The sequence below is a fragment of the Frigoribacterium sp. PhB24 genome, assembly GCF_003755185.1.
Classification (GTDB): Bacteria; Actinomycetota; Actinomycetes; order Actinomycetales; family Microbacteriaceae; genus Frigoribacterium.
The window spans coordinates 59,896-84,753 of record NZ_RKIC01000014.1; the positions used below are offsets into that span (position 1 = coordinate 59,896).

Consider the following 24,858-nt stretch of genomic DNA (forward strand, 5'->3'; position numbering starts at 1 on the left):
CACACAAGGGGACGCAATGGTGCTCGTCGCAGGAGTCGATTCATCGACGCAAGCATGCAAGGTGACGGTCAGGGACCTCCACAGCGGAGAGACCGTCAGGGAGGGCAAGGCATCGCACCCCCCAGGCACGATCATCGACCCGGAGTCCTGGTGGACGGCCCTGCTCACTGCCGTTCGCCGTGCGGGCGGTCTGGACGACGTCGCTGCGATAGCCGTCAGCGGTCAACAGCACACCCCGATCTTCCTCGACGGCCAGGGAGCGGTCGTCTGTGACTCACCCCTCTGGAACGACACAGGCTCCCACTCCCACATGGGCGATCTGAACGACGAGTTGGGCAAGGACGAGTGGATCAGGCGCACCGGCCTGCCTCTGACGTTGTCCGACACCGTGACGAAGCTGCGTTGGCTCCGCGATCTGCACCCCGAGGCAGCCCTCCGTACCGAGGCAGTGGCGATCGTGCATGACTGGCTGACGTGGCGGCTCATGGGATTCGGCGTCGGCGACGGTGGGCTCGAACACCTGACGACCGACCGCTCCGAGGCGAGCGGCACGGGCTACTGGTCGGGAGAGACCAACGAGTACTGCATGGACCTCTTCGAGATTGCCTTGGGGAAACCAGCTCTTCTCCCCCGAGTTCTCGGCCCGCTCGACCGAGCAGGAGTGACAGGGACCGACATTCCCGGCATCCCTGCGGGCATCCCCATCGGCGTCGGCAGTGGAGACAACGCTGCGGCCTCTCTCGCTCTCGGCCTCGACGAAGGCGACGCCGTGCTGTCCCTCGGCACCTCGGGAGTCGTCTACGCCAAGACCGCGACACCGGTCCACGACTTTGCCGGCTACGTATGCAGCTACGCCGACGCCACCGGGCACCATCTCCCCCTCGTGGCCACCCTGAACGCCGCCCGCAACTTCGACCTCGGCGCAGCCCTCCTCGGCTGCACGTACGACGAGCTCGCACAGCTGGCCCTCTCCGCACCCCCAGGCGCCGAAGGACTCACCCTCCTGCCGTACTTCGAAGGCGAGCGGACTCCCGACCTTCCCCACGCCCGCGGCTCGCTCCACGAAGCGTCCCTCACGAACTTCACGCGAGCGAACTTCGCTCGAGCAGTGATCGAGGGCACCCTGGCAAGCCAAGTCGAGATGCTCACAGCGCTGCGCTCCTGCGGCGTCGAACCTGAACGACTCCTCCTCATCGGCGGCGCAGCCCAGAGCGTCGCAGTCCAAGCCATCCTGAGCGAGATGGTGGACATCCCGGTCTACGTGCCACTGCTCGACGAGTACGTCACCAAAGGTGCAGCCATGCAAGCCGCCGCAGCGCTCACCGGCGACTTCCCCGCCTGGCCCATCTCCATCTCCGAACTCGTCCCTCGGCCCCTGGAGGAGCAGATCAACGAGCAACACGAGAAGGCGAAAGCCGCGTTGGGGTACTGACGCCACTGACCCACCTCGATGACCGAAGAGTCTCCGTGGGCGGCAGACGCCTGATCGGTATCCTTGTCATCAGCCCTCGACCCTCACGCCCGAAGCACTTCTCGGCGACGAACGAGGACCCGAGGAAGGTGCGCTGATGACCCATGGGGCGCGCACGGACGTCGTCTGCGGAGTGGACGTCGGCACGAGCAACGTCAAGGTGATCGTCCTGGATCGTCACGGCGCTGTCGTAGCTCGGGTGGTCCGCACGACGCCCCGCGATGAACTGGGGTTGTCCGTCGACGTCGACGGTCTCCTGAGGTGCATCGAGGACATGATCATCGAGGCGTGCAGCAGCCACTTCTCGGTCGTCGGGGTGTGCACTGCCGGCATCGGTGAGGACGGCATCCTCGTCGACCACGATGGTCACGGAGTCTCGGCCCCGCTCGCGTGGTTCGACCCGCGACGACAGTCGATCTTCCGCGAGCTCTCGCCGCTCCTAGGGTCCGACGAGAGCTTCGACGTCGACAGCGATCCGGCTCGCACGATGGTCGGGTGGGCATGGGCCCGCAGTGAGGCAGGTGCCGAGGACGCCGCCCACTGGGTCGCGCTCACGGATCTTCCCGCGGTTCGCTGGACGGGTCGCCCGTTCATGAGCGAGTCCCTCGCGTCGCGGACCGGTGCACGGCGTTCCCGAGAACACGTGTGGTCGTCGTCCAGGATCGGCTTCACGCTCGGGTCAGTAGATCTTCTTCCCCCCGTCCGCCCCACAGGACACCTGGCGGGACCGCTGTTTTCTCAGCGGCTGCGTGACGAGGGAGTCCTCGGACGCGACGCCGTCGTCGTCGTGGGTGGACACGATCATCTCATCGCCGGTTGGGGCGCAGAACAGCTGAGCGCAGGCGCTGTCCTCGATTCCATGGGGACAGCAGAAGTGATCGTTGCTCGGCCCACTCACTCGACTCACCCCGCGCGCCGTCACTTCGACATCGCCCCCAGCATCGACACCCCAGGATTCACCTTCCTGCGGGTAGAAGAACTAGCGAGGAACGTCCAGTGGGCGTCGCAAGACCCCGAGGTGGCGGGGCAGATCCAGCGCCTTCTCCACGGCGCCGCTCCCATCGACTCGATCCTGGAAGCCGGGCACTTCATTCCGGGCCGACGTGGCGGCGGGACGCCTGCCTACGCGCTAGATGCCCCCAGCGATTCCCGCTCTCGAGCAACAGCCGTGCTCGGAGCACTCGCAGTGGCCGGCCGAGAGGCCGTCAGGGACATCCGACCAAGTGCTGACACGGATCGAACAGCGCGCTCCGATGTCTGGCTAGCCGGCGGGTGGGCTCGGTCGCCTGGTTGGGTCGCCATCAAGACCGCCGTGAACGGGTTCAGCCCGAGACTCATCACCGAACCAGAACTCACGGGGGTGAGCGCTGCGCTCTTGGCCGCCACGGGGATCGGCTGGACCCCCGACGCTCAGGAGGCCTTGCAAGGTTCCGCTGGCGCCGCTGCTGGCCGTCAGGAGAACTAGCTGGCTGAGATGTGCACCTCGAGGGGAACGATGTCGGTCAACACCCACGTCTCGTAGTAGTCGAATCGTTTGTCGCCCTGAGCCCACGACGATGACCGCACACGAAGGACCGGGTCGCTGGACGTGACGCCCAAGTGCTTCGCGACGTTCTCGGGAGCCCTCATCGCCCTGAGGACGCGATGCCCGCCGTGCACCGTGAAGCCCGCAGCGGCAAGAGTCTCGTTCACCGATCCCGAACCATCGAGCACCTGGGGCGCCGTCGACATGACTCGTGCCGGTTCCTCCGGGAACCAGTTGGTGCTGAACATGGTCACGCGCCCGTCCAGGGAACGAACACGCTGGAGGGCGAAGACCTTCGCCCCGGCGTCGATGCCGAGGGCCTCGGCGACGTGCTGAGCAGGAACCACGAACGCGGCGTCGACGACCTTGGTCTCGATGCCAGTTCTGCCGTGATGGATCTGGGACTCCAGGAAGCCCTGCTCGACAGTCCACCCCGAGGGCTCAGTCGGGAGCGAGGCGAAGACACCTCGACGCGGGACACGCTTCGCGAAGCCCTCGGCTTCGAGGTTGGACAACGTCTGGCGGATCGTTGCTCGTGACAGAGCGAACTGCCGACCCAACTCGAGCTCACTCGGGAGTCGTTCCTCGGCCGGATACCTTCCACTGACGATGTCGTCCCGAAGAATGCCGAATAGTTGCTCCCAGTACGGAACTGGGGACTGGCGATCGATGGTCTGCGTCACGGCCACTCTCCTTTGCCTGGAAGCGTACAGGGCCATCAATCGCCCACGACGGCGGAACTGTACGTACAGCATCGACAAGGCGGACAAGATCGGCTATTTTGGGATCACGCGGAAGCGAGTGTGCAGGCACATCTTCACGAGAACAGCGATGTCCTCGCAGGACAGTCAGAAGCATGCGGAACAAGCCCCGAGAAAGCGCGGCCCCGGCATCCCAGCGTCGTGACGCGCATCGAACTCGGCGGCCCCTCTGTCTCAGATCAAGTTTGGAGATCAACATGAGCAAGACGATGCGAGCCGCGGTGGCCGATGGCGCAGGTGGGATCGAGATCCAGGACCTGCCCGTGCCTACGGCGCAAGAAGGATGGGTCGTCATCGCCCCTGTCGGCACGGGCGTGTGCGGCACCGATCTCCACCTCATCTCCGGTGACTACCCGCACGGGCGGTTCCCCGTCGTTCCCGGCCACGAATTCGCCGGCTATGTGACGGAAGTCGGCGCGGGCGTCACCTCCGTCCAAGAGGGCGACTACGTGGGCGTGAACCCGAACGTGTCGTGCGGCAAGTGCACGTGGTGCCTCCGAGGGGCAACCAACCTTTGCCAGAACATCCTTCCCGTCGGCGTGGCCATCAACGGTTCTGTCGCTGAGTTCGTCGCCGTTCCCAGCGAGATCGTCTTCCCCTTGAACACCTCCATCAGTCACGGTGCGGCACCCCTGATCGAGCCCTTCGCGTGCGTCCTCCACGCCCTTGAGCGAGTGCCGGACTGGAAGGAGCAGGAGCTCGTCATCTTCGGAGCTGGGTCGATCGGGCTGATGGCTGTGATCCTCGGCCGCGCCGAGGGGGCAACGGGCATCCGAGTCGTCGAGCCCAACGAGGCCCGCCGCAACGCCGCGCTCGAACTCGGAGCTGTTCAGGCAGTGGCGTCGGCCGACGACCTCGACAACAAGGTCTTCGATCTGGCCCTCGACGCGAGTGGACATCCCGTCGCGATCTCACAGGCGATCTCCTCCCTCGGTCCCCGCGGCCGGCTCGTCCAGATGGGCGTGGCTTCCCCCACCGCGACAGTCGCTTTGAACCCCTACGAGGTGTTCGCAAAGGAACTGAGCATCATCGGTTCGAACTCATTGGCCGAGAAGTACGGCGAATCGGCCGAACGCATGGTCGATCTTCAGGACGAGCTCAAGAGCCTCGTCACTGCGACGTTCACGCTCGAGGACTACGCAGAGGCACTGACCGCAGCGAAGAGCCCCGACCAGATCAAGGTGCAGGTGACCGCGTGAGCGAACAGCCGGAGTCATACACGCACCCTGATCGCAACCTCGGCATGGAGCTGGTGAGGGCGACCGAGGCCGCCGCGATCCGCAGCGCCCCGTTCATCGGCAAGGGCGATAAGAACGCCGCCGACGGCGCCGCGGTCGACGCGATGCGGAAGTTCCTGGGCACGGTCGCCTTCGACGGCGTCGTCGTGATCGGCGAGGGCGAGAAGGACGAGGCGCCGATGCTCTTCAACGGCGAGCACGTGGGCAACGGCTTCGGCCCGGCCTGCGACATCGCCGTCGACCCGATCGACGGCACCAGCCTCACCGCCGCGGGCCGCATGAACGCCCTGTCGGTGATCGCCGTGAGCGACCGCGGCAGCATGTTCGACCCCAGCGCCGTCTTCTACATGGACAAGATCGTCACGGGCCCCGAGGGCATCGGCGTCATCGACCTCGACAAGCCGGTCGGCGACAACATCCGCGCCCTCGCCGACGCCAAGGGCCTCGCCGTCGAGGACATCCAGGTGGCCGTGCTCGACCGTCCGCGTCACGCCGACCTGATCCAGCAGATCCACGCCGCCGGCGCGGGCACCCGCCTGCTGCTCGACGGCGACGTCGCCGGCGGCATCAACGCGGCCCGCCCCGACTCGCGCATCGACATGTGCGTCGGGATCGGCGGCACTCCCGAGGGCATCATCACGGCCTGCGCCGTCAAGGCGCTCGGCGGCCTCATCCTCACGCGCCTCGCCCCGAAGGACGACGCGGAGCGCCAGAAGGCGATCGACGCCGGTCACGACCTCGACCGCGTGCTCGACCAGGACGACCTCGTCAAGGGCGACAACGCCTACTTCGTCGCCACTGGTGTCACCGACGGCGCGCTCGTCGCCGGCGTCAAGCGCAAGCAGGGCATGATCCGCACGTCGAGCATCGTGCTCCGCTCGCACTCGGGCACGATCCGCCGCGTCGAGGCCGACCACCTCGTCTCGAAGTGGTACAGCGACACGGAATAAGCAACAGCAACCAGAGACAAACGAGGCAGGGGCTGCGTCCCCGCTGCTGCACGACGATCAGAAAGAAGAACGCATGCCCGTCGCAACCCCCGAGCAGTACGCCGAGATGCTGGACAAGGCGAAGAACAAGGGGTTCGCCTACCCCGCGGTCAACGTGTCGTCGTCGCAGACGATCAACGCCGTGCTCCAGGGCCTCACCGAGGCCGGCAGCGACGGCATCATCCAGGTCACGACGGGCGGCGCTGACTACTTCGCGGGCCAGACGGTCAAGAACCGTGCCGCGGGCGCCATCGCGTTCGCGAAGTTCGCGACCGAGGTCGCCAAGAACTACCCCGTCACGGTCGCGCTGCACACCGACCACTGCCCGAAGGACGCCCTCGACGGCTTCGTCCTGCCCCTCATCGCCGCCAGCGAGGAAGAGGTCAAGGCCGGCCGCAACCCGCTGTTCCAGTCGCACATGTGGGACGGCTCGGCCATCCCCCTCGACGAGAACCTCGAGATCGCGCAGCAGATGCTCAAGCGCACCGCCGCGATCAACGCCATCCTCGAGGTCGAGATCGGCGTCGTCGGCGGCGAGGAGGACGGCGTCCAGCACGAGGGCTCGAACGAGGCGCTCTACACGACCGTCGGCGACGTGACCCGCGCCGTCGAGACCCTCGGCCTCGGCGAGAACGGCCGCTACATCGCCGCCCTCACCTTCGGCAACGTCCACGGCGTCTACAAGCCCGGCAACGTCAAGCTCCGCCCCGAGCTGCTCGGCGAGATCCAGCAGGGCATCCAGGAACGCTTCGGCACGGCCGAGAAGCCCCTCGAACTCGTGTTCCACGGCGGGTCAGGCTCGTCCGACGCCGAGATCCGCGAGGCCGTCTCGAACGGCGTCGTCAAGATGAACCTCGACACCGACACGCAGTACGCCTTCAGCCGCTCGATCGCCGACACGGTCCTGAAGAACTACGACGGCTTCATCAAGGCCGACGGCGAGGTCGGCAACAAGAAGCAGTACGACCCCCGCGCCTGGGGCAAGGTCGCCGAGTCCGCCATGGCCGCGCGCGTGGTCGAGGCCACCCGGCAGCTCGGCTCGTTCGGCCAGTCGGGCAGCTGACCCGCACCTCCCGGTCCGACACGAGAGGCCCCGCAGTCGTTCGCTGCGGGGTCTTCTCTCTGCAGTGAAACGTCCGTCCGTGTTGTTCGTATTGTCTGTACAGTCCGTACTTTTTGGCTTAGCGTGGTCCCGTCGCCGTTGACGAAAGGGAACATCACGTGACCACAACCTTGTCTGCCCCTGCGCGCCTCGTTGATCGAGCCGGCATCCCCGCGCCCCTCTTCTGGGGATTCGTCGGAGTCTTGCTCTTCATGGTGGGTGACGGCGTCGAATCGAACTACCTGTCGCCGTTCCTGGTCGATTCGGAGGGCTTCTCCGAGTCTGCCGCCGCCATCACGATCAGCCTTTACGGCATCTTCGTCACGATCGGCTCGTGGCTCGCCGGCACGCTCTCGAGCATTCTCGGACCGCGCCGGGTCATGTTCATCGGAGCCCTGAACTGGGTCGTCTTCGAGGCGTTGTTCCTCGGGGTCGGGGTGGGGATGGACGTCCATTGGGTGGCCGTCGTTGCTTACTCGATCCGGGGAATCGGGTATCCCTTCTTCGCCTACGCGTTCTTGGTCTGGATCAACGCCGCGACGCCGGCGCATCAGCGTGGAAGCTCCGTCGGGTGGTTCTGGTTCGTCTTCGGAGCAGGCCTCCCCACGCTGGGCTCGCTCGTTGCCTCGGCGTCGATTCCTGTCTTCGGTGAGTTCGGAACCCTGTGGCTGTCTGCCGGACTGGTTGCCATAGGCGCCGTCGTGGCCCTGCTAGGCGTCCGGGAACGCACATTCGCAGGCCCGCTCGGGGCGCCCGGCACCAGCCCCCTCCACGAGATGGACAAGGGCCTCTCGATCCTGTGGCGCGAGCCACGAGTGAGCGCCGGCGCCTTCGCCCGTCTCGTGAACACGGCACCCAACTTCGCCCTGTTCATCGTCGCTCCGTTCTTCTTCACGAACGAAGTGGGCTTCTCACAGGGCGAGTACCTGCAGATCGTGACCATCGTCTACACGGCCAACATCTTCGCGAATCTCGCATTCGGCCTCATCGGAGACCGATTCGGCTGGAAGCGGACCGTGACCTGGTTCGGCTGCGTCACCTGCGCCGTAGGGGCACTGCTGCTCTACTACGTGCCCCTTGCCGTCGGCCCGAACTTCGCGGTCGCTGTGCTCTGCTGGGCCGTCTTCGGCATCGGCTTGGCGGGCTTCGTCCCGCTCACGGCTCTCGTTCCCTCCATGGTGAAGACAGAAGACAAGGGCAGCGCTCTCGCCGTCTACACGCTCGCTGCGGGCCTGTCGGCCTTCGTGGGCCCTGTCCTCGTCGGACTCCTCGGCGGTGTGAGCAACATGGCCGTGATCATCTGGGTCTTCGTGGCCCTCTACCTCCTCGCTGCCGTGGCTACGCTCGTGTTGAAGACACCGCAGGACCCGGGACAGGAACCAGCACGCGAGTCCGTCCCAGCGGGCACCTCGAGCAGCTGAGGTACGGATCGGCCAGTACGTCTCGCGAGACGTACTGCCACAGGACTACCCGGAGACCGTTCCTCGGGACGACGTCGACCGACGCAAACTCCATCAGAGTGGTCCCATGAGCCGGCAGGTGCCGGCGCCACGAGAAGGAGCCCATCATGAGCACCACCACGGAACACGACCGAGCCACCACCCGCCAGATCCTCGCCGCGTCGTTCAGCACGCCCGATGGCGGCTCCCGTGCAGGCGCTGCCGTCACGGTCGCGCACCCAGGCAAGATCGGGAACACAGCAATCCTCTCCGTCAAGTCGGACGGGACACCCCGCTTCATGGAGACCAAGGACTGGGGAGCCGGGCGGGGAGCACTCGTAGGCGGAGCGATCGGCCTCATCGGAGGACCCCTCGGCGTGCTCGCAGGCAGCGGCATCGGCGTTCTGGCCTCGAAGCTCCGCGACGTCGGGTTCAAGGACGCGGAGCTGCGTGAGCTCGGCGCCTCCCTGGGGGCCCGTGAATCCGTCGTCGTGTTCGAGCTCGCGACGGACACCGTCGCCAGCGCACGCCGAGTGCTCGAGTCCCTCGACGCCGAGCGGATCGTCGCCGTCCCCGTCGACACGAGCGTCGCCGACCTCTTCGCATCCGTCCCGGCTCCCGACGCCGACCGCGACTGACCCGACGCGAGCCCACCCGCTGACCTCGTGATCGGCAGGCTCTTCGAGAACGAGACCGCCTCGTACGTCGTCGCCTCCACCAGCATGAGCGAGCTGCTGCGGCGGGGACCGGGTGCCTCCTCGTCGTCGTCGTCGTCGGCATCCTCCTCGTCGAGGCACCCATCGTGGCACTCCAGGTCCGGAGTTCCTTCGGCGCGCTGGTCGTCAGCGTGATCATCGCCGACGAATCACCTGCTCGGCGCAGCGCTCACGGCACCCGACTGGTCGAGCGCGAAGGACGGCCTCCTTCTCCTCTGCCGCACATGACCTGACGGTCACGCGCCTCGGGTCGCGGCTCGTCGGATCGCCTGCGCCACACCGTCGACGACGATGTCGACGCCGAACTGGAACTGTTCGTCGGAGGCCGGGTCCCACGTGGCCAGGGCCTGCCTCGACAGCGCGAGGCCGTCCGTCGGCAGGTCGTCGAGCAGTCGGGCGAGGTCCGGGGATCCCGTGTCGGAGTCCTTCGACTGGACGCCGAGCGCCGCGTCGCGCGCAGAGGCGAAGACGACCTGGTTCAGGAGCAGGAGGATCCGTCCAGAGGCGGTTGTCGAGAGCCCTGCCGCGGAGAGGCGCTGCAAGACCGTCTCGACGGCCTCGAACGTCTGCACCCCTCCGAGGGCGGGGAGGCGAAGCCGGAAGCTGAGGGTCCCGGCTCGCAGGATCCCTGCCCTCGCCTGGTCCGCGTAGGCGCGACACGTGATCTCCCAGTCGGCGTCCGAGGGCAGGGACAGCCCCGACATGACCACCCGTAGCCTGTCGGCCGCCAGGAGATCGAGCAGCCCCTCGCGGTCGACGACGTGGTAGTTGAGGGCCGACGGGTCGACCCCGAGCGCCCCGGCGACGGCGCGCATCGTCAGCACCTCGGGATCCATGTGCCGGGCGACCGCGAGGATCTGCTCGCGATCGATGCGAGGCGGGCGACCTCGGCGCCGCGCTGTGTACTCCGTCGACATGGCACCTCCCATTCGGACTTGACTGTATCGTCCTGCCTGAGTTATTTTCTCATGCACTTGAATTATCGGAGTCCGCCAGCCCGAGGCAGCCTCTACCTTCGACGGAGAAGACGACATGACCGAAGACGTTCCTGCAGCGAACCGCACGCCCTTGGTCGGTGCTCCCGCCGACCCGTTCTCCGTCGGCGCGGCGGCGCTCGAGCCGGACTCGGGGCCGCCGACCATGCCGAGGCGGCTCTGGGTGCTCTACCCGCTGGCGACGCTGAGCCTGGCAGTGGCCTTCGGCGCGGCCCTCCAGGTGCTGCTCGCCCGGCAGGTGTCGGCCTTCAGCGGCGGCAGCTCCGACGATGCCGGCACGCTCGGGGTCGTCGTGAGCATCGCCGCCGTGTTCGGTCTGGTCGCCGCGCCGCTCCTCGGTCTCCTCTCCGACCGCGCCCGCGCCCCGTTCCTGGGCCGCCGCAATTTCTGGGTGCTCACCTTCGCTGTCCTCGGGGCAGCAGGCTTGGTCGTCACCGGGCTGTCGCCGTCCACCCTCGTGCTGGGCATCGTCTGGGCCATCGCGATCTGGCCGCTGAACGGATACCAGGCGATGATGACGGCGGTCCTGCCGGAACGGGTGCCGGTTCGGGTCCGCGGGACGATGTCTGGCATCAGCGGCTTCTCGGGGCTGGCCGGCACCTTCATCGGTGTCGCCGTCGCCGGGCTGACAGCGTCTCCAGTTGTCGCTTACGTGGCGATCGCCGTTCAGTTGGTCGTCCTCGGAGGGACCTTCGCCTTCTTCACTCGCGACCTCCCCTCGTCGGCGCGCTCTTCCGGTCGCGGCGCAGGTGCCGCCCGCCTGCCCAGCTTCCGCACCCAGGCCGACTACTGGTGGACGTTCCTGGGCCGCTTCTGTACCTTCTTCGGCTACTTCATGGGCACCGGCATGCTGCTCTACGTCCTCCGTGACTTCATCGGGGTCGGTGACGGCAGCACGACGGCAGCGGCAGCAGCCATCGTCCAGGTGAGCGGCACCGGCATCGTCTTCACCATGATCGCGGCCCTCCTCGGCGGCGTGATCGCCGACAAGGTCGGACGCGTCAAGGTGTTCGTCGTCGCAGCATCGCTCCTGTTCGTACCCGGAGCACTCGTCCCCCTGTTCGTCCCCACCTTCACGGGGCTGCTCGTCGGCATGAGCATCGTGGGCTTCGGCTTCGGCGCCTACCTCTCGGTCGACCAAGTGCTCATCACCCGGGTCATCCCCGACATCGAGAACGCCGGCCGCGACCTAGGGATCATGAGCGTGACCCAAGGTGCGCCCCAGGTCATCACGCCGCTCCTCGGCGGCATCGTGATCGCAAACCTCGGCTACCCGCCGCTCTTCGTAGCGATGGCCCTCTTCTCGGTGCTCGGGGCCGTCTCGGTCCTGTTCGTCCGACGCGTCCGTTGACCTCGCCCGTGTTCTTCCCCGGCCCCCCGCTCTCCGAGACAGGACATCCCATGACGCCCGCTGCTGACAGCTCCGCCGGCCGCCCGGACGCTGCCCTCGTTGGCGACCTCACCCTGGAACAGCAGGTCTCCCTCACCGGCGGGGCCGACTTCCTTTCCACTCACGCCGTCGGCGACGTGCCCTCCGTCACCCTCGTCGACGGGCCTGCCGGCCTCCGCATGCAAGACCTGGACGCCGGCGCGGACCACCTCGGGCTCCGACCCAGCATCCCCGCGACGGCTTTCCCCCTCCCCGTCGCGGTCGCGCAGACGTGGGACTCCGCGCTCGTCCGGCGGCTGGGCGAGGCCCTCGGAACCGAGGCACAGGCCGCCGGGGTGGGAGTCTTGCTGGGTCCCGGCATCAACATCAAGCGCGACCCTCGTGCGGGTCGCAACTTCGAGTACTTCTCCGAAGACCCGCTGCTCACGGGCGTCCTGGCGACGAGCTACGTGCAGGGGCTGCAGAGCCGCGGGGTGGGAGCGTCGTTGAAGCACTTCGCCGCCAACAACGCCGAGCACGAACGCTTCCGGTCCAGCTCCGACGTCGACCCGCGACCCCTGCGCGAGATCTACCTCCGAGCCTTCCAGAGGGTCGTGCAGGAGGCGCGGCCGTGGTCCGTCATGTGCTCTTACAACCGTCTCAACGGCGTTCCCAACAGCGAGAACCGGTGGCTCCTCACGCGAGTCCTCCGAGAAGAGTGGCAGTTCGAGGGAGCGGTCATCAGCGATTGGGGTGCCGTTGACGACCGCGTCGTCTCGATCCGGGCGGGCCTGGACCTGGACATGCCCGCGGGGAGCGGCCGTCAGGAGGCCCTGGTGCGGTCCGCAGTCGAACACGGCGAACTCACGGCCGCGGACCTCGAGGATGCCGCCGGTCGGGTGGCGCGACTCGCGGCGACCGCAGCGACCGCCGCCCGCCCGGACACCGTCTGGGACCAGGCTGAGCACCACGCCCTCGCACGTGAGATCGCCGGTCGCTCCATCGTGTTGTTGAAGAACGACCAGGGGACGCTGCCGCTCCGACCGGACGCGCGCGTGGCCCTGCTCGGAGACTTCGCCGTGGAGCCTCGTTTCCAGGCGGGCGGCAGCTCGCACGTCTGGGCCACGCGGGTCGACGTCCCTGCCGACGAGCTCGCTTCCGCGCTTCCCGACGCCCACATCGTCGTGGAGCGGACCACCGTCGCTGAGGCCGACGGGAACGGTGCCGCGGCTCGCACACGGGGCCTCGAAGCTGCCCGGGACGCCGACGTCGCCGTCGTGTTCATCGGTCCGACCGGTGCCGAGGAGGCAGAGGGCTTCGACCGGGACCACATCGAGCTGTCCGACGAGCACGTCGCGCTCGTGCGTGACGTCGCCGCGGTCCAGCCGCGCACCGTGGCCGTCGTGATGCACGGCGGTCTCGTGCGCCTCGCCCCCGTCGTGCCGTTCGCCGCCGCGATCGTCGACGCGTCGCTCCTGGGCCAGGCGGCCGGTGGCGCCGTCGCGGATGTCCTGACGGGCGCGGTCAACCCCTCAGGTCGGATCGCTGAGACCGTGCCGGAACGACTGGAGGATGCCCCCTCGTATCTCGACTTCCCGGGGACGGCCCTGCACGTCCGCTACGGCGAAGGGATCTTCGTCGGCTACCGGGGGTACGACGCGCGCGGGTTGGCCGTGACGTTCCCGTTCGGCCACGGCCTCTCCTACACGACGTTCGGCTACTCCGGCCTGCGCGTCACCACCACAGCCAGCGGCGACCTCGACCTCGACCTCACGGTCGTGAACACGGGCACTCGGGCGGGTCGCGAGATCGTCCAGGCATACGTCGGCCTCTCGACGTCGACCGTGCCGAGGGCTCCGCGCGAACTGATGGCCTTCAGCCCCGTCGAGCTGGACGCGGGCGAGAGCGCCGATGTGACCATGACCATCGGCCGACAGGACCTCGCCTTCTGGGACGTCGGCATCGACGGCTGGCGCGTCGAGGGCGGCGATTACACGGTGTCCGTGGGCTCCTCGAGCCGAGACCTGCGCGTCACGGTCGCAGTGCGAGTGGTGGGGGACGACGTCAGCCGCCCCCTGACCCTCTCGTCGTCCCTGGCGGAGGTGCTCGCCGACCCCGTCGCCGGACAAGTGTTCGGAACTGTGCTCGCAGCGATGTTCCCCGCTCCTGAGAGTGACGCACGCTCCTCCGACACCGGAGGCTTCGACATCGTCCGCATGATCGGTTCCACGCCCGTCGGCCGCTTCGTGTCATCTCTGGGGGACCGGATGACACGAGAGCAGGCAGAGGCGATCCTCGAGGAGGCGAACTCAGGCAGGGTCACGACTGGATCCAGCTGAGGACGCAACAGCGAATCTAGGACCCCGCGACAGCGGGGAGGGCGTTGGCCCGAGCTACGCGTCCCAGCCACCGGGCACTGGGCTTAGGGGTCCTGTCGAAGGTGACGAGGTCGACGGCGACGAGACCGAAGGTGACGTCGTACCCGTGCACCCATTCGAAGTTGTCGACGAAGGTCCAGTGCAGGTAGCCCCTCACGTCCAGCCCGTCCGCGATGGCGCTGGCGACTCCCTCGAGGGCGCCCGTCGTGTAGTCGATCCGGCGGGCGTCGTCGGTCGTGGCGATGCCGTTCTCCGTGATGAGCATGGGGGTGCCGCCGGTGGCCTGCCACGTCTGCCGGAGGGCCATCTCCAGGGCGTCAGGGCGGTACGCCCAGCCGACCTGCGTCAGTTCCGCCCCGTCGGGAGCCCCTTCGAGTCCGTCCGGGCCGACGAGTTGACTTGTGTACGACTGGACCCCCACCCAGTCGTCCTCTCGGCTGACCTCGAGATAGGCGCCCTCCCACGTGTGTCGGTACCGGGCGAGATCCTCCTCATGGCCAGATCGAGCCACGAGGCCCTGCACGGCGATGGTCCAACCCACCTCGACCGACGTGAGGTCGTGCAGGATCTCCCGGGCTCGCTCATGGGCTCGGATCATGACTGCCGTCGCTGCCGGCTTCGGCTCTGGCATGGTGAAGGCGTTGATGCCGGCTTCCCCGCTCACGGGTGACGCCGCTTCGCGCATGCGGGCCAGCACCGCCTGAGGATCGTCGTACTGCAGCGGCGTGCTCATCTGGTGCATGACGGCGAACATGTTCGGCTCGTTGATCGTCGCGACCCAGGTGACCCCGTCGAGGATGGGCGCGACCGCCGTGACGTAGTCCCCGAACCGGTCGACGGCCTCCTCTGATGCCCACCCGCCCGCCTGTACGAACCAGAGTGGGCTCGAGAAGTGGTGCAACGTCACGACCGGCTCGACACCGACCTCGAGGCAGTACTCGATGATGCGCCGGTAGTGCCCGAGCTCAGCTCTCGCGACATGGCCCCTGACGGGTTCGACCCGGGCCCATTCGATCCCGAAGCGGAACGCGGACAAGCCCAAGGACTTCAGCAGGTCGATGTCCTCTCTCCACCGATGGTAGAAATCGAGCCCGTCGCCGCTGCGCTCGGCGAACGATGATCCGGGCAGCTGCTCGAGGGCCCACATGTCGCTGTTCGTGTTGTTTCCCTCGTTCTGGTGGGGAGCCGAGGAGGCGCCCCAGAGGAAGTCGTCGGGGAATGCGGTCATCGAACGGTCACCCTCACTCGAGCGAGGTTCTGCAACCTCGCGAAACGGTCGTCCCGGTTGCCGTCACGATGTGCCGTGACGCGCACGGTCGGGAAGTACGTCCCGGCAGAGGCGAATGAGACACGGCGCTCGACCTCGACGGCGGGGCCCGAGGCGATGTCCGGCTGCGCTGTGACGATGCCCCGCGCCTCCTCGCCCCACTCGATCGCGACGATCGTGCCCGTGCCGGGGGTCGTGGCCTCGGCTCGCAGCACGATCTCCTGCCCAACGCTCACCTCGGCGTGCTCCGACCCGTCAGCGGTGAGGTGGACGAGGGGCTGGACACCCCGCCGCTGTTCGGCCGTGTCGGGTACTACGACCTGGCCGTCGACGATCTCGTAGCGTGTCGTCGCCGGGGGTTCGATCCCCCGCTCGACCCACGCGCTCAGGTCGCGAAGTGCCTGGTGCACGACGCCGAGGTAGCTGACCGTTCGACTGGGGTGCTCCTGGTCAGTGAAGTCGCCGTGCAGCGCATGGTCGATCATCCACAACCGGAAGCGGTCGTCGACGGAGTGTCCGAGGTGTGCCTCGACCTGAGATCGGTACCAGTCCGCCTGCCACGGGTACGCCTCCCGGTCGAGCAACGACTCGACCACGATCATGCGACCGCCGAATCGTCCTGTCTGCACCGTGCCCGCGGCTCCGGCGGCGAACATCGGACCCACGAGCATCGGGCGCTGAGGGTACCGCGGTCGACCCTTCTCGTCACGGAACTGGTCCCACACGGTGAACTCAGGGCCGGGCACCTGATGGCGGTGGTAGGTCTGGACCGCGAGGAACCCGCTGTTGTCGAGTAGGACCTCGTCGCCCTCCCCGAGTGCGGCAGCCTCTCGAGGGTCCAGCGGCCCGAAGACGGCCACGTCGCCGACGAGCTGGAGCACGACGAGGCGGGACCCCGCCGATGCACCGGTGGTGACGATGAGCTCGGCGGCCTGCGGGTCGACCTCGGGGACGTCGGCGAGACGGACGGCCACGGTGGCCCCTCCAGCACCGAGACCCAACCAGGCGTCGTCGGCGGCACCCGTCGACTCGCCCGGGTGCGGGACATCGCCGACTCCGGCACCAGCGAGGTCCCCTGCGGTGAGCAGACCGGTGATCCGCGTCGGGAGCTGAACGCGATCGCGGTGCACGGAGCTGCCGGAGTCGGCGCCCAGGTAGCCGGGGACGGTCCAGAAGTCGTCGAAGTACCCGGGGTCGACCGCGCGGAGCCCGGGATACAGGACGGCCAGGGCGTGCATGCCCATCGTCGCGTGGCCGAACCAGGAACGCGGCGGGAAGCCCATGCTGGTGACCTCCCGGAGGGCGTCGGCCTGCTCGGCGTCGAGATCGACGTACGGGTCGCCGCTGCCTCCGGCGTCCAGGGCGTCGACGATGCCTCCCCATCGACCCCGAAGCACGCGCAGCGCGTGCATGCGCGCCGTGAAGCAGTTGGGGATCGACAACGGCGAGCCGATCACGAACGGCACGACACCGTCCCAGACACCCGTCGTGTTCTCAGCTCCGCCGATCGTGCGGAACGCGCCGCCGCTGCCTCCGAACGCAAAGCCCCAGGCGCGATGTTCGCCGTACATCTCCGACGCGACGACGCGCGCGTGCTTCGCCGCTGCCGCGTTCGCGCGATAGGCGGCGATGGTGGGGTCGGCGCCGGAGAACGGGTCGCCCGACGCTTGTCCGCCGCCGTTCGTCTCGACGAAGCAACCACCGCTCTCGAGGGCGAACGAGATCTTGTCCTCCTCCCCCGTCAGACCCTCGGAGAAGTGCTCGCTGTCGGGGACCGGGGTGATGTACTGGAAGAAACGACCCTCGTACTGCTCGGCCGGAGGCAGGTGGAACGAGAACCGGGTGTCGGTGCCCACGAATCCCCCGTGGACGTAACGATGAGGCGCAGGGCGTTCACGCCACTCATCGACGTCGACGAAGGGCTCGGCGAATTCGTCGGCCTGCTCAGTCACGTCACTCATCCGATCGTCTGCCACGTCTGCCACGTTTCAGCGAGGAACGGTGACGCTCGTGGTCGAGAGCTCGGCCCGCCGCCCCACGCTGATGGGCAAGATGGCCAGGGCGCCGAGGACGGCACAGATCGCTCCTGCGATGAACACTGCGGTGTACTCGCCGCTGAAGAGCGCCAGGATGCCACCCGCCAGAAACGCTCCAGCGGCCTGAGGGATCGAGCTCGCCAACTGCAGGAGCGAGAGGTAGCGCCCGTTCTCGTCCTCGTCCTTGGGCAGCACGTCGAGAGCCAGGGCCTGATCGACGGCACCGTAGACACCGATGCCGAACGCGGTGAGGAGGCTCGCGACGACGTACTGCGGGATGCTGGCTGTCGTACCTGTCCCGACGAGACCGATCCCGATGACGATGCCGCTGACGAGGAGGAAGGGCTTCCGCGTCTTGAGCTTGTCCGAGAGCCACCCGGACCCCATGGCGCCGCCGATGCCGCCGACGATGCTCAGGATGCCGGAGAGCGAGACGAGCTGCGCCACCTCGGCGGGGCTCAGACCGAGCCGATCTTGGAGGAGGTAGACGTTGTAGAGCGAGAAGGACAGCGCGAGGAAGACGAAGGCCCGGCTGAGGAACACCCACGCCAAGTTGGGGTAGCGCTTCGGGTTGAAGTAGAACCCCCGGAGGATCTGCTTCGGGCTCGAGGTCACACGAGGCGCAGTCACGCGGGGGTCCCGCATCGCGATGGCGAAGATCGTCATGCCGACGAAGGCGATGATTCCGGGATACAGGAAGAGGCCGGCTCCGGTGCTGGCGAGGACTCCGCCGAGGACGACGCCGAACAACGGCGCGATCTGGTTGATGGCCCCGATGATGCCCGTGACGCGTCCACGCTGCTGCTCGGGCAGCTTGTCTGCGAGGTGGTTGACGATCATGGCTGCCGAGGTGGAGTAGCCGACGTAGGCGATCGACCAGCCGGCGATGAGCGCGAAGGGAGTGTCGGTGAATCCGATCGCGATCGACCCGATGAGTCCGAGGAGCACACCTCCCACCAGCCAGGGGCGTCGCCGGCCGAAGCGGGACCGCGTCCGGTCGCTGAGCATGCCGACGAGCGGCATCAGGACGACCACCAGGATGCCGGGAATGCCCGCGGCGAGCGCGAGGAGCGAGTTGCGGGAGTCCGGCGCGATCTGGTCGATGCGAACGGCCAGCGAGTAAGCGATCGGGGCGACGAATGCCAGGTAGAGGGTGAACTGCGCCAAGAAGAGGAGAGCGAGATAGCCCTTCCGGAACTTCGGCCGTTCGCTCTCACCGGACTCGCGGAGGCCCTCACTGATCTGCTCGGCGCCGATCTCGAGGTTCCCTGCTGCCGAGAGCGGCAACTCGGGAACGGGATGGTCCGTCGCCGGACGAGGGGCGGGGTGCTTGCCGGGTGCGTCGGTCATGACGGAACTCCATTGTTCGAGTGCGGGTGGGTAACGCGCGTAACCAAGAGGAAATCACACCGCGAGGCGTGCGTCAATGGTAAGAATGAATCGTTTCAGCGGAGATCTGGTCGAGGGCCCTAGACGAGGGCCGTCGTCCATTCGATCCCCTCGCTCGACAGATCAGCTGGTCATGAGGTGCCGGTCGCGAGGGCGGCGAGCAGGTCGCGTGCCATGTCCTCGGAGGCCGAGGGATGGCGCTGTGCGAGCATCCCGAGAGGGGCGTCGCCGAGCTGGCTCCCCGCCGCCTCCACAGGAACCCCCGGGAAGTAGGTGCGGAGCACGTCCAAGACGGCCGCCCACGCCGTGTCGTCCTTCATGACGTCCTTGACGGGTGACTCGAGCGTCAGCACGACGTCCTCGCCGAACCCGGCCGGCCGGGGCCAGCGCCACGAGTGACGGCCCGCGCCCACCTCCACCACGAGCGCCTCCGGGTGGAGCGGCGGCACGACCGTCGCGGTCGCGCCCTCGGGCACGACCACGTCGAGCACGAGCTCCTCGCCGTCGACGTACCAGTTGCTCTCCGCGCGACCGCGTACCGTCTCGTGCGCGGTCCTGGCCGAGGTGAGCCCACCTCCGGGCAGAGGGGCGACCGTGAAGGTCTCCCAGCCGGGCGAGGTCCTGGTGAGCCCGCCCACGACGCGGTGCAGCCAGTCGGCGACGGCCCCGAGAGCGTAGTGGTTCAGCGACGTCATGCCCGTGGCGTTGATCGTGCCGTCCGGCAGTACGGAGTCCCAGCGCTCCCAGATGGTCGTCGCTCCCATGGTGACCGGATAGAGGAAGGACGGGCTCTTCTTCTGCAGGAGCATGTCGTAGGCGACGTCGACGTGCCCCGTGCTGCTCAGCGCGTCCGTGATGAGGGGCGTGCCCGCGAAGCCCGTCGAGATGGTGCCGCCGACGGCGGTGACGATCTCGCGCAGCCGGTCTCCGGCCACCTGCCGCTGGTCGTCGTCGAGCAGGCCGAACATGATGGGGAGCGCGTAGCCCGTCGCGGACTCGCTCACGACACGGCCGACCTCGGTCACGAAGTGCCGCCGGAAGGCTGTACGCACGCGATCGGCGAGCGCGCCGTAGTGCCGGGCGTCGTCGCGCTTGCCGAGGACCTCGGCCGCCGATGCGAGCTCGCGCGTGGTCCTGCAGAGGTAGGCCTGCGCGACGAGGTATCGGTCCGTCTTGCCGCCGGCAGGGTTGTCGGAGGGGGCATCGGGGTCGAGCCAGTCGCCGAACTGGAAGCCGTGGCCCCAGAGCCCGTCGTCGTCGAGTGCGGCCTCGACCTCGCCCATGAACGAGGTCATGGACGTCCAACTGGAACGGAGGATCTCAGGGTCCCCGTACTCCTGGTAGAGCTGCCACGGCAAGCTCACCGCGACGTCGCTCCAGAGCGCGGTCGCGGTGGAGGGGGTGGGCAGCACGTCCGGAACGCTCCACGGCACGGTGCCCGCCGCCTCCTGCTCGGCTGCGAGGTCCTGGAGCCACGACCCGAGCACGCCCCGCACGTCGTAGAGATAGGTGGCCGTCGGCGAGAAGGCGTTGAGGTCGCCGGTCCAGCCGAGGCGCTCGTCGCGCTGCGGGCAGTCCGTCGGGACGCCCACGAAGTTGTCGCGCATCGACCACACCGTGTTCTCGTGCAGCTTCGTCACGAGCGGGTCGGACGTCTCGAACCAGCCAGTGCGCTCCATGTCGCTGTGCACGACGACGGCGCGGAGGTCGTCGGAGCCGAGCGTCCCGGGCCATCCTGCGACCTCGGCGTACCGGAAGCCATGGAAGGTGAATGCGGGCTCCCAGGTCTCTTCGCCTCCGCCGCGCAGCGTGTAGCGGTCGGTCGCCGCGGCACTGCGGAGCGTCTCGAGCTCGAGGTCGCCCTCCGGGGTGAGCAGCTCGGCATGCCGCAGCACGATCGTGTCCCCCGCGTCGCCGGAGACGGTGAGGCGCACCCAGCCCGAGATGTTCTGGCCGAAGTCGACGATGAAACGTCCGGAGGCGCGCTCCGTGATCGAGATGGGCGTCAGCTCCTCGATGCGACGGATGGGCGGGGCCCCGTCGACCTCGACGCGTCCGACCTCGGCGTCGTAGGCCGCTGCCGGGACCCAGGAGGAGTCGTCGAAGCCGGCTGAGGCCCACCCGACCGGCTCGGCCCGGGCGTCGTGCACCTCGCCCGCGTAGATGCCGCTCGACCGGACGGCGCCCGTGCCGACGCGGAAGGACGCATCGGTCGTGACGACGTCGGTCCGGTCGGCGTATTCGAGCTCCAGTCGCGCGTGCAGGGCTGGGCGGTCGGCGTAGTTGTGGCGGTTGTTCTCCCATGTCAGGGGGCCGACGGCCCAGCCCTCACCGACGATGGCGCCGACCGCGTTGTCGCCCACGGCCACCAGGTCCGTGACGTCGTGGGTGCGCGCGACGATGCGGTGCGAGTAAGAGGTCCAGCCGGGGAAGAGGACCTCATCCCCGACTCGGCGACCGTTGACCCAGATCTCTGCGATGCCCAGGGCGGTCGCGGTGAGCGTGGCCCGGACGAGGCCGTCGCCCACCTCGAAGCCACGACGGAAATATGGCGCGGGGCTTCCCTCCTCGCTCGGCTCGGCGGCGCTGATGAATGCGGGGCGTCCGGTGTCGGTCATGGTGGTCCCTTCGGCGGTGACGGGGATGTCGGTCAAGCGACGGTGAGCGTGAGGCCGACGGGCTCGCACCCGTCTGCGGACACGGCGACGGAGACGGGGCCGACGCCGGTCGGGCGGACGATCGCGAGAGCGCGGCCGTCGTAGGTGCCGCGGGTCGAGCCCGAGAACAGCTCATGGGGTGCGGGGTCGCCACTGCCGAGCGCCTGGAGCACAGCCGCTCCCTCCACGACGACGGAGATCTCACGGTCGGCCAGCGGGCGGAGCACTCCGCTCTCGTCGGTGAGGGACACGTCGATGAACGCGAGGTCGGTCGTGCCCTGCTCCAGCTGGCTCCGGTCCGCTGTCACCTGGAGGCGGAGCTCGTGCGCGGCCGACCTCAGGGTCGTCCTCCCGGTCTCGACGCCGCCACGCCGGGCGACGGCGACCAGCTGTCCCGGGCTGTACGTGGTCTCGAACGTCGCCCGGAAAGCCAGCTCGTCACCGACCGACGACCTGCCGAGCGACTTTCCGTCCAGCACGAGCTCGACCTCGTCGGCGTCGCTGTAGACCTCGATGGTGACGGGTGCCCCCTCGTGCCCCTCCCAGCTCCAGCTGGGCAGGGCGTCGCTCCACGACCACGGCGTCCCCTGGACCGGCTGCCCGTGCCGCTCCGGCCGCTGCACGGCGACGTACGGCTCGGACCGGAGACCGAACACGGTCTCGCGGTAGTACGAGACGGGGCGCCGGTGGCCGGTGATGTCGAGATCGCCACTGGAGGCCGCGAGCCAGGGGTACGCCTTGGCCGCGGCGTGCGCCGTGGCACCGTCGGGGTAGCTGACCCCGCCGAGGCCGGCCTCGCCCAGGTAGTCCCAGCCCACCCAGGTGAAGTCACCGATGACGTGCTCATGCTGCTCGACGAGCTCCCAGTTGCGGGCGATGCGGGAGGGGAACGTCTCGCTGCCGACGATGACGCGGTTCGGGAACCGCTGTGCGTCGAGCTCGTAGCGACCGTCGCCGTAGTTCATCCCTGCGATGTCGAGGACCGAGAACGACTCCTCGGTCCGCTCGCTGACTTGTGGTGACGCCGAGATCTGGTTCATCATGTCGCCGACCTGGGTCATCATGGCGTTCACCCCGCCTCCGGCCTGGGGTTCGGCCGAGGCCATCGCCTCGCGCTGCTGTGCCATGCCTGCCGTCACCATGTCGAGCACCGAGACGAAGCCGTTGATCCCGTTGGTGACGAAGCGGGTGGGGTCGAGCGACCGGACCTTCTCGGCGAGCCGCCTGCTCCAGACGCCTCCGCTGATCGCCCCGGTCTCGGGGATCTCGTTCCCGATCGAGTACATCACGACGCTCGGGTGGTTGCGGTCCTTGGCCACGAGTGCCTCCACGTCTCGCTCCCACCACTGCGTGAAGTCGGAGGCGTAGTCGAAGTCGCTCTTGCTCGAGGTCCACATGTCGAAGGTCTCGTCCATGACGAGCATGCCGAGCCGGTCGCAGGCCTCGAGGAGGGCGGTGCTGATCGGGTTGTGTGCGCTGCGGACGGCGTTGAAGCCGGCTGCCTTGAGGAGCTCGATCCGGCGCTCCTCAGCGCGTGCGATGGACGCCGCACCGAGAGGCCCGTTGTCGTGGTGGATGCACGCGCCTCGGAGCACGAGAGGCTCGCCGTTGATCCGGAGGCCGCGGCGGGCGTCGACCTGCAGCGTGCGGATGCCGACAGGGACGACCTCGTCGTCGAGGCGACGATCGCCGTCAGTCAGAGCCAGGCGCGCGGTGTACAGGGAGGGCTGCTCGACGCTCCACAGGGCGGGGTCGGACACGAGAAGCCGGTGACGGACCGTGGCGCGCTCTCCCGGCAGGAGGGTCACCGGAGAGCTGTCAGAGGCGACCTCGGCCAGACCCGCCTCATCGAGGGAGGACGACAGCCGCACCGTGCGTGTGGTCGTGCTGGAGTTCTCGACGACAGCGGCGATCTCGACCAGGGCGCGATCAGCATCGACGTCGGGCGTCGTGACCGTGACACCGTCGACGGCCAGGTGAACGGCGTCCTTGACGATGAGGCGCACGTCGCGGTAGATGCCGGCCCCTGTGTACCAACGACTGTCCTGGTGGGTGCGGCAGTGCACCGCGATCGTGTTGACCTCACCGTGTCGGAGCCAGGGGTCGATCCGGACCACGAACCGCGAATAGCCGAACGCGTGTTGTCCGGCCAGGGCACCGTTCACGTAGACCATGGCATCGCGGTGGACGCCGTCGAACTCGAGAGCCCACAGCTGGCCCGCAGCCTCTTCCGGCACCTCGAGCTGCCTGCGGTACTCCCATGCGCCTCCGGCGAAGTAGCCGGGCGCGGCCCCGTTCGCCAGATCGGGTTCGCGGGTGGTGGCGATCTGCGCGTCGTGCGGCAGCGTCACGTCCGTCCACGCGCCTCCCGCCCCGCCCAGTTCGGCGAACGCACTGACCTTGCGCCGGAACGACCAGCCGTCGTTGAGAACCATGACAGCCACGGGGAGCCTCCAAGAACATCGTCGTCATCGCGAGGTATCGCGCGTTACCGACTCAACCACGGCTCTCCGGGCCTGTCAACTCTCGGTAACATCGTCACAGCCGAGACGGAGGAGCAGGCGTGCCGGTCACCAGTGAAGACGTCGCCAGAGACGCGGGCGTCTCGCGAGCGGTGGTCAGCCAGATCCTCAACGGGCGAGGCGCTCGCTTCACCGCAGAGACGCGCGACCGCGTTCTCCGAGCCGTCACAGACCTCGGGTACCGCCCTTCGGCTGCCGGCCGAGCCCTGGCTCGGGGCTCGAGCGACGTGGTGGTCGCGCTCATCCCCGACACCACGTTCGGCGGCAACCTGCAGACGGTCTTCGAGTCGCTGACCGATGAGCTGGCCCGTCGCGGCCTCACCTTGGTCCTGCGTCTCTCGACGCCCTCGACCGAGGTGCTCGACAGCCTCGTCTCGAGCCTGCAGCCACGTGCCGTGCTGTCGCTGACCTCCTTCTCCGAGGCCGAACGCGCGTTGCTGGCCGCACGGGGCGTCGACGCCATCGATCCCGGCACGACGAGTCGCAGCCCGCTGAACCGGGAGATCGGGACGCTGCAGGCCGAACATCTCGTCTCTCGCGGTCACCGACGCCTCGCCTACGCCCACCTCGAGGACGCCCGCCGCGACCCGTTCGGTGCCGATCGTGAAGCGGCGTTCGCCGAGGTCGCAGTGTCTCGGGGACTGCCCCAGCCGATCATCGTCCATCTCGACATCGACCCTGGGTCGGCGGCTCGAGCCCTCGACGACCTCGGTGACCGAGGCGTCGCCGTGGGGTGCTACAACGACGACGTCGCGACCGCGCTCCTCTCGGTCGCGACGTCCCAGGGCTGGTCCGTCCCCGGCGACCTCGCCGTCATCGGCATGGACGCCACGCCCCTGTCGCGTCTGACGCAGCCAGCGCTCGCGACGGTCCAGTACGACATGGCAGCAGCCGCTCGGGGAGCTGTGGCGTCGATCCTGGCGACGATCGACCGGGCCGAGCGCGGCTCTCCGGGCAGCTCGGTCGAACTCTCGCTCGAGCTCATCGCTGGCGGGACGACGTGA

General features: G+C 68.2%; 18 protein-coding genes. 11 read left to right on the forward strand and 7 right to left on the reverse strand.

The genetic code is table 11. The features are described 5' to 3' along the window. Window positions 1–16: 16 nt before the first annotated feature. A complete protein-coding gene (locus EDF50_RS13355) occupies window positions 17–1,432 on the forward strand; it encodes an FGGY family carbohydrate kinase (RefSeq protein WP_123353560.1) in 1,416 nt (471 codons plus the stop codon). A 136-nt stretch (window positions 1,433–1,568) separates the two neighbouring features. Then, window positions 1,569–2,936: an FGGY family carbohydrate kinase gene (locus tag EDF50_RS13360; RefSeq protein WP_123520021.1), complete on the forward strand. Its 1,368-nt coding sequence runs from the start codon at window positions 1,569–1,571 to the stop codon at window positions 2,934–2,936. Here the strand turns inward: EDF50_RS13360 and EDF50_RS13365 are convergent. Further along, window positions 2,933–3,679, reverse strand: coding sequence for a GntR family transcriptional regulator (locus EDF50_RS13365; protein ID WP_158612721.1), 747 nt, complete (start codon window positions 3,677–3,679; stop codon window positions 2,933–2,935). The genes EDF50_RS13360 and EDF50_RS13365 overlap by 4 nt on opposite strands. A gap of 263 nt (window positions 3,680–3,942) precedes the next feature. Between EDF50_RS13365 and EDF50_RS13370 the strand changes: the two genes are divergently transcribed. The 6 genes from EDF50_RS13370 (at window position 3,943) to EDF50_RS16710 (ending at window position 9,474) form a co-directional block, all read left to right on the forward strand. Beyond that, entirely contained in the window at window positions 3,943–4,956 is a 1,014-nt protein-coding gene (locus EDF50_RS13370) for a zinc-binding dehydrogenase (protein ID WP_158612722.1), read from the forward strand. A 44-nt stretch (window positions 4,957–5,000) separates the two neighbouring features. Next, the gene (gene glpX, locus EDF50_RS13375; RefSeq protein ID WP_123353556.1) at window positions 5,001–5,945 is read left to right on the forward strand and encodes a class II fructose-bisphosphatase; all 945 of its coding nucleotides are present in this window, start codon (window positions 5,001–5,003) and stop codon (window positions 5,943–5,945) included. Between the two features lie 73 nt (window positions 5,946–6,018). Then, window positions 6,019–7,047, forward strand: a complete 1,029-nt coding sequence (fbaA, locus tag EDF50_RS13380) for a class II fructose-bisphosphate aldolase (RefSeq protein WP_123353555.1) — start codon at window positions 6,019–6,021, stop codon at window positions 7,045–7,047. Between the two features lie 158 nt (window positions 7,048–7,205). Beyond that, complete coding sequence (locus EDF50_RS13385) at window positions 7,206–8,507, forward strand: MFS transporter (RefSeq protein ID WP_148076841.1); 1,302 nt, start codon at window positions 7,206–7,208, stop codon at window positions 8,505–8,507. Window positions 8,508–8,653: 146 nt separating this feature from the next. Further along, window positions 8,654–9,163: a DUF1269 domain-containing protein gene (locus tag EDF50_RS13390; protein WP_123520023.1), complete on the forward strand. Its 510-nt coding sequence runs from the start codon at window positions 8,654–8,656 to the stop codon at window positions 9,161–9,163. A gap of 164 nt (window positions 9,164–9,327) precedes the next feature. Next, window positions 9,328–9,474 (forward strand): hypothetical protein, encoded by a 147-nt coding sequence (locus tag EDF50_RS16710; RefSeq protein ID WP_158612723.1) that lies wholly within the window; start codon window positions 9,328–9,330, stop codon window positions 9,472–9,474. Window positions 9,475–9,477: 3 nt separating this feature from the next. Here the strand turns inward: EDF50_RS16710 and EDF50_RS13395 are convergent, their stop codons facing one another. Further along, window positions 9,478–10,158 (reverse strand): TetR/AcrR family transcriptional regulator C-terminal domain-containing protein, encoded by a 681-nt coding sequence (locus tag EDF50_RS13395; RefSeq protein ID WP_158612724.1) that lies wholly within the window; start codon window positions 10,156–10,158, stop codon window positions 9,478–9,480. A gap of 115 nt (window positions 10,159–10,273) precedes the next feature. Between EDF50_RS13395 and EDF50_RS13400 the strand changes: the two genes are divergently transcribed. Further along, on the forward strand, window positions 10,274–11,587 hold the full coding sequence (locus tag EDF50_RS13400) for an MFS transporter (RefSeq protein WP_123520024.1): 1,314 nt from the start codon (window positions 10,274–10,276) through the stop codon (window positions 11,585–11,587). A gap of 50 nt (window positions 11,588–11,637) precedes the next feature. Further along, on the forward strand, window positions 11,638–13,944 hold the full coding sequence (locus EDF50_RS13405; RefSeq protein WP_123520025.1) for a glycoside hydrolase family 3 C-terminal domain-containing protein: 2,307 nt from the start codon (window positions 11,638–11,640) through the stop codon (window positions 13,942–13,944). A gap of 16 nt (window positions 13,945–13,960) precedes the next feature. Here the strand turns inward: EDF50_RS13405 and EDF50_RS13410 are convergent, their stop codons facing one another. The 5 genes from EDF50_RS13410 to EDF50_RS13430 all read right to left on the reverse strand — a co-directional run bounded on the left by EDF50_RS13410 (window position 13,961) and on the right by EDF50_RS13430 (window position 23,767). After that, window positions 13,961–15,211: a glycoside hydrolase family 1 protein gene (locus EDF50_RS13410; protein ID WP_123520026.1), complete on the reverse strand. Its 1,251-nt coding sequence runs from the start codon at window positions 15,209–15,211 to the stop codon at window positions 13,961–13,963. Next, entirely contained in the window at window positions 15,208–17,211 is a 2,004-nt protein-coding gene (locus EDF50_RS13415; protein WP_123520163.1) for a hypothetical protein, read from the reverse strand. The genes EDF50_RS13410 and EDF50_RS13415 overlap by 4 nt, the downstream gene beginning before the upstream one ends. 27 nt (window positions 17,212–17,238) lie before the next feature. Further along, complete coding sequence (locus EDF50_RS13420; protein ID WP_123353552.1) at window positions 17,239–18,636, reverse strand: MFS transporter; 1,398 nt, start codon at window positions 18,634–18,636, stop codon at window positions 17,239–17,241. A 170-nt stretch (window positions 18,637–18,806) separates the two neighbouring features. Next, complete coding sequence (locus tag EDF50_RS13425) at window positions 18,807–21,293, reverse strand: alpha-L-rhamnosidase (protein ID WP_123520164.1); 2,487 nt, start codon at window positions 21,291–21,293, stop codon at window positions 18,807–18,809. Between the two features lie 32 nt (window positions 21,294–21,325). After that, complete coding sequence (locus EDF50_RS13430; RefSeq protein WP_123520027.1) at window positions 21,326–23,767, reverse strand: glycoside hydrolase family 2 TIM barrel-domain containing protein; 2,442 nt, start codon at window positions 23,765–23,767, stop codon at window positions 21,326–21,328. Between the two features lie 128 nt (window positions 23,768–23,895). Here EDF50_RS13430 and EDF50_RS13435 point away from each other — a divergent pair, with 128 nt between their 5' ends. Further along, entirely contained in the window at window positions 23,896–24,858 is a 963-nt protein-coding gene (locus EDF50_RS13435; RefSeq protein ID WP_123520028.1) for a LacI family DNA-binding transcriptional regulator, read from the forward strand.

Bases quoted from the DNA above. Each gene is read 5' to 3' on its own strand.
- EDF50_RS13355 (WP_123353560.1), top strand. From the start codon at position 17: ATGGTGCTCGTCGCAGGAGTCGATTCATCGACGCAAGCATGCAAGGTG.
- EDF50_RS13360 (WP_123520021.1), top strand. From the start codon at position 1,569: ATGACCCATGGGGCGCGCACGGACGTCGTCTGCGGAGTGGACGTCGGC.
- glpX (WP_123353556.1), top strand. From the start codon at position 5,001: ATGGAGCTGGTGAGGGCGACCGAGGCCGCCGCGATCCGCAGCGCCCCG.
- fbaA (WP_123353555.1), top strand. From the start codon at position 6,019: ATGCCCGTCGCAACCCCCGAGCAGTACGCCGAGATGCTGGACAAGGCG.
- EDF50_RS13390 (WP_123520023.1), top strand. From the start codon at position 8,654: ATGAGCACCACCACGGAACACGACCGAGCCACCACCCGCCAGATCCTC.
- EDF50_RS13395 (WP_158612724.1), bottom strand. From the start codon at position 10,158: ATGTCGACGGAGTACACAGCGCGGCGCCGAGGTCGCCCGCCTCGCATC.
- EDF50_RS13400 (WP_123520024.1), top strand. From the start codon at position 10,274: ATGACCGAAGACGTTCCTGCAGCGAACCGCACGCCCTTGGTCGGTGCT.
- EDF50_RS13405 (WP_123520025.1), top strand. From the start codon at position 11,638: ATGACGCCCGCTGCTGACAGCTCCGCCGGCCGCCCGGACGCTGCCCTC.
- EDF50_RS13410 (WP_123520026.1), bottom strand. From the start codon at position 15,211: ATGACCGCATTCCCCGACGACTTCCTCTGGGGCGCCTCCTCGGCTCCC.
- EDF50_RS13415 (WP_123520163.1), bottom strand. From the start codon at position 17,211: ATGAGTGACGTGACTGAGCAGGCCGACGAATTCGCCGAGCCCTTCGTC.
- EDF50_RS13420 (WP_123353552.1), bottom strand. From the start codon at position 18,636: ATGACCGACGCACCCGGCAAGCACCCCGCCCCTCGTCCGGCGACGGAC.
- EDF50_RS13425 (WP_123520164.1), bottom strand. From the start codon at position 21,293: ATGACCGACACCGGACGCCCCGCATTCATCAGCGCCGCCGAGCCGAGC.
- EDF50_RS13430 (WP_123520027.1), bottom strand. From the start codon at position 23,767: ATGGTTCTCAACGACGGCTGGTCGTTCCGGCGCAAGGTCAGTGCGTTC.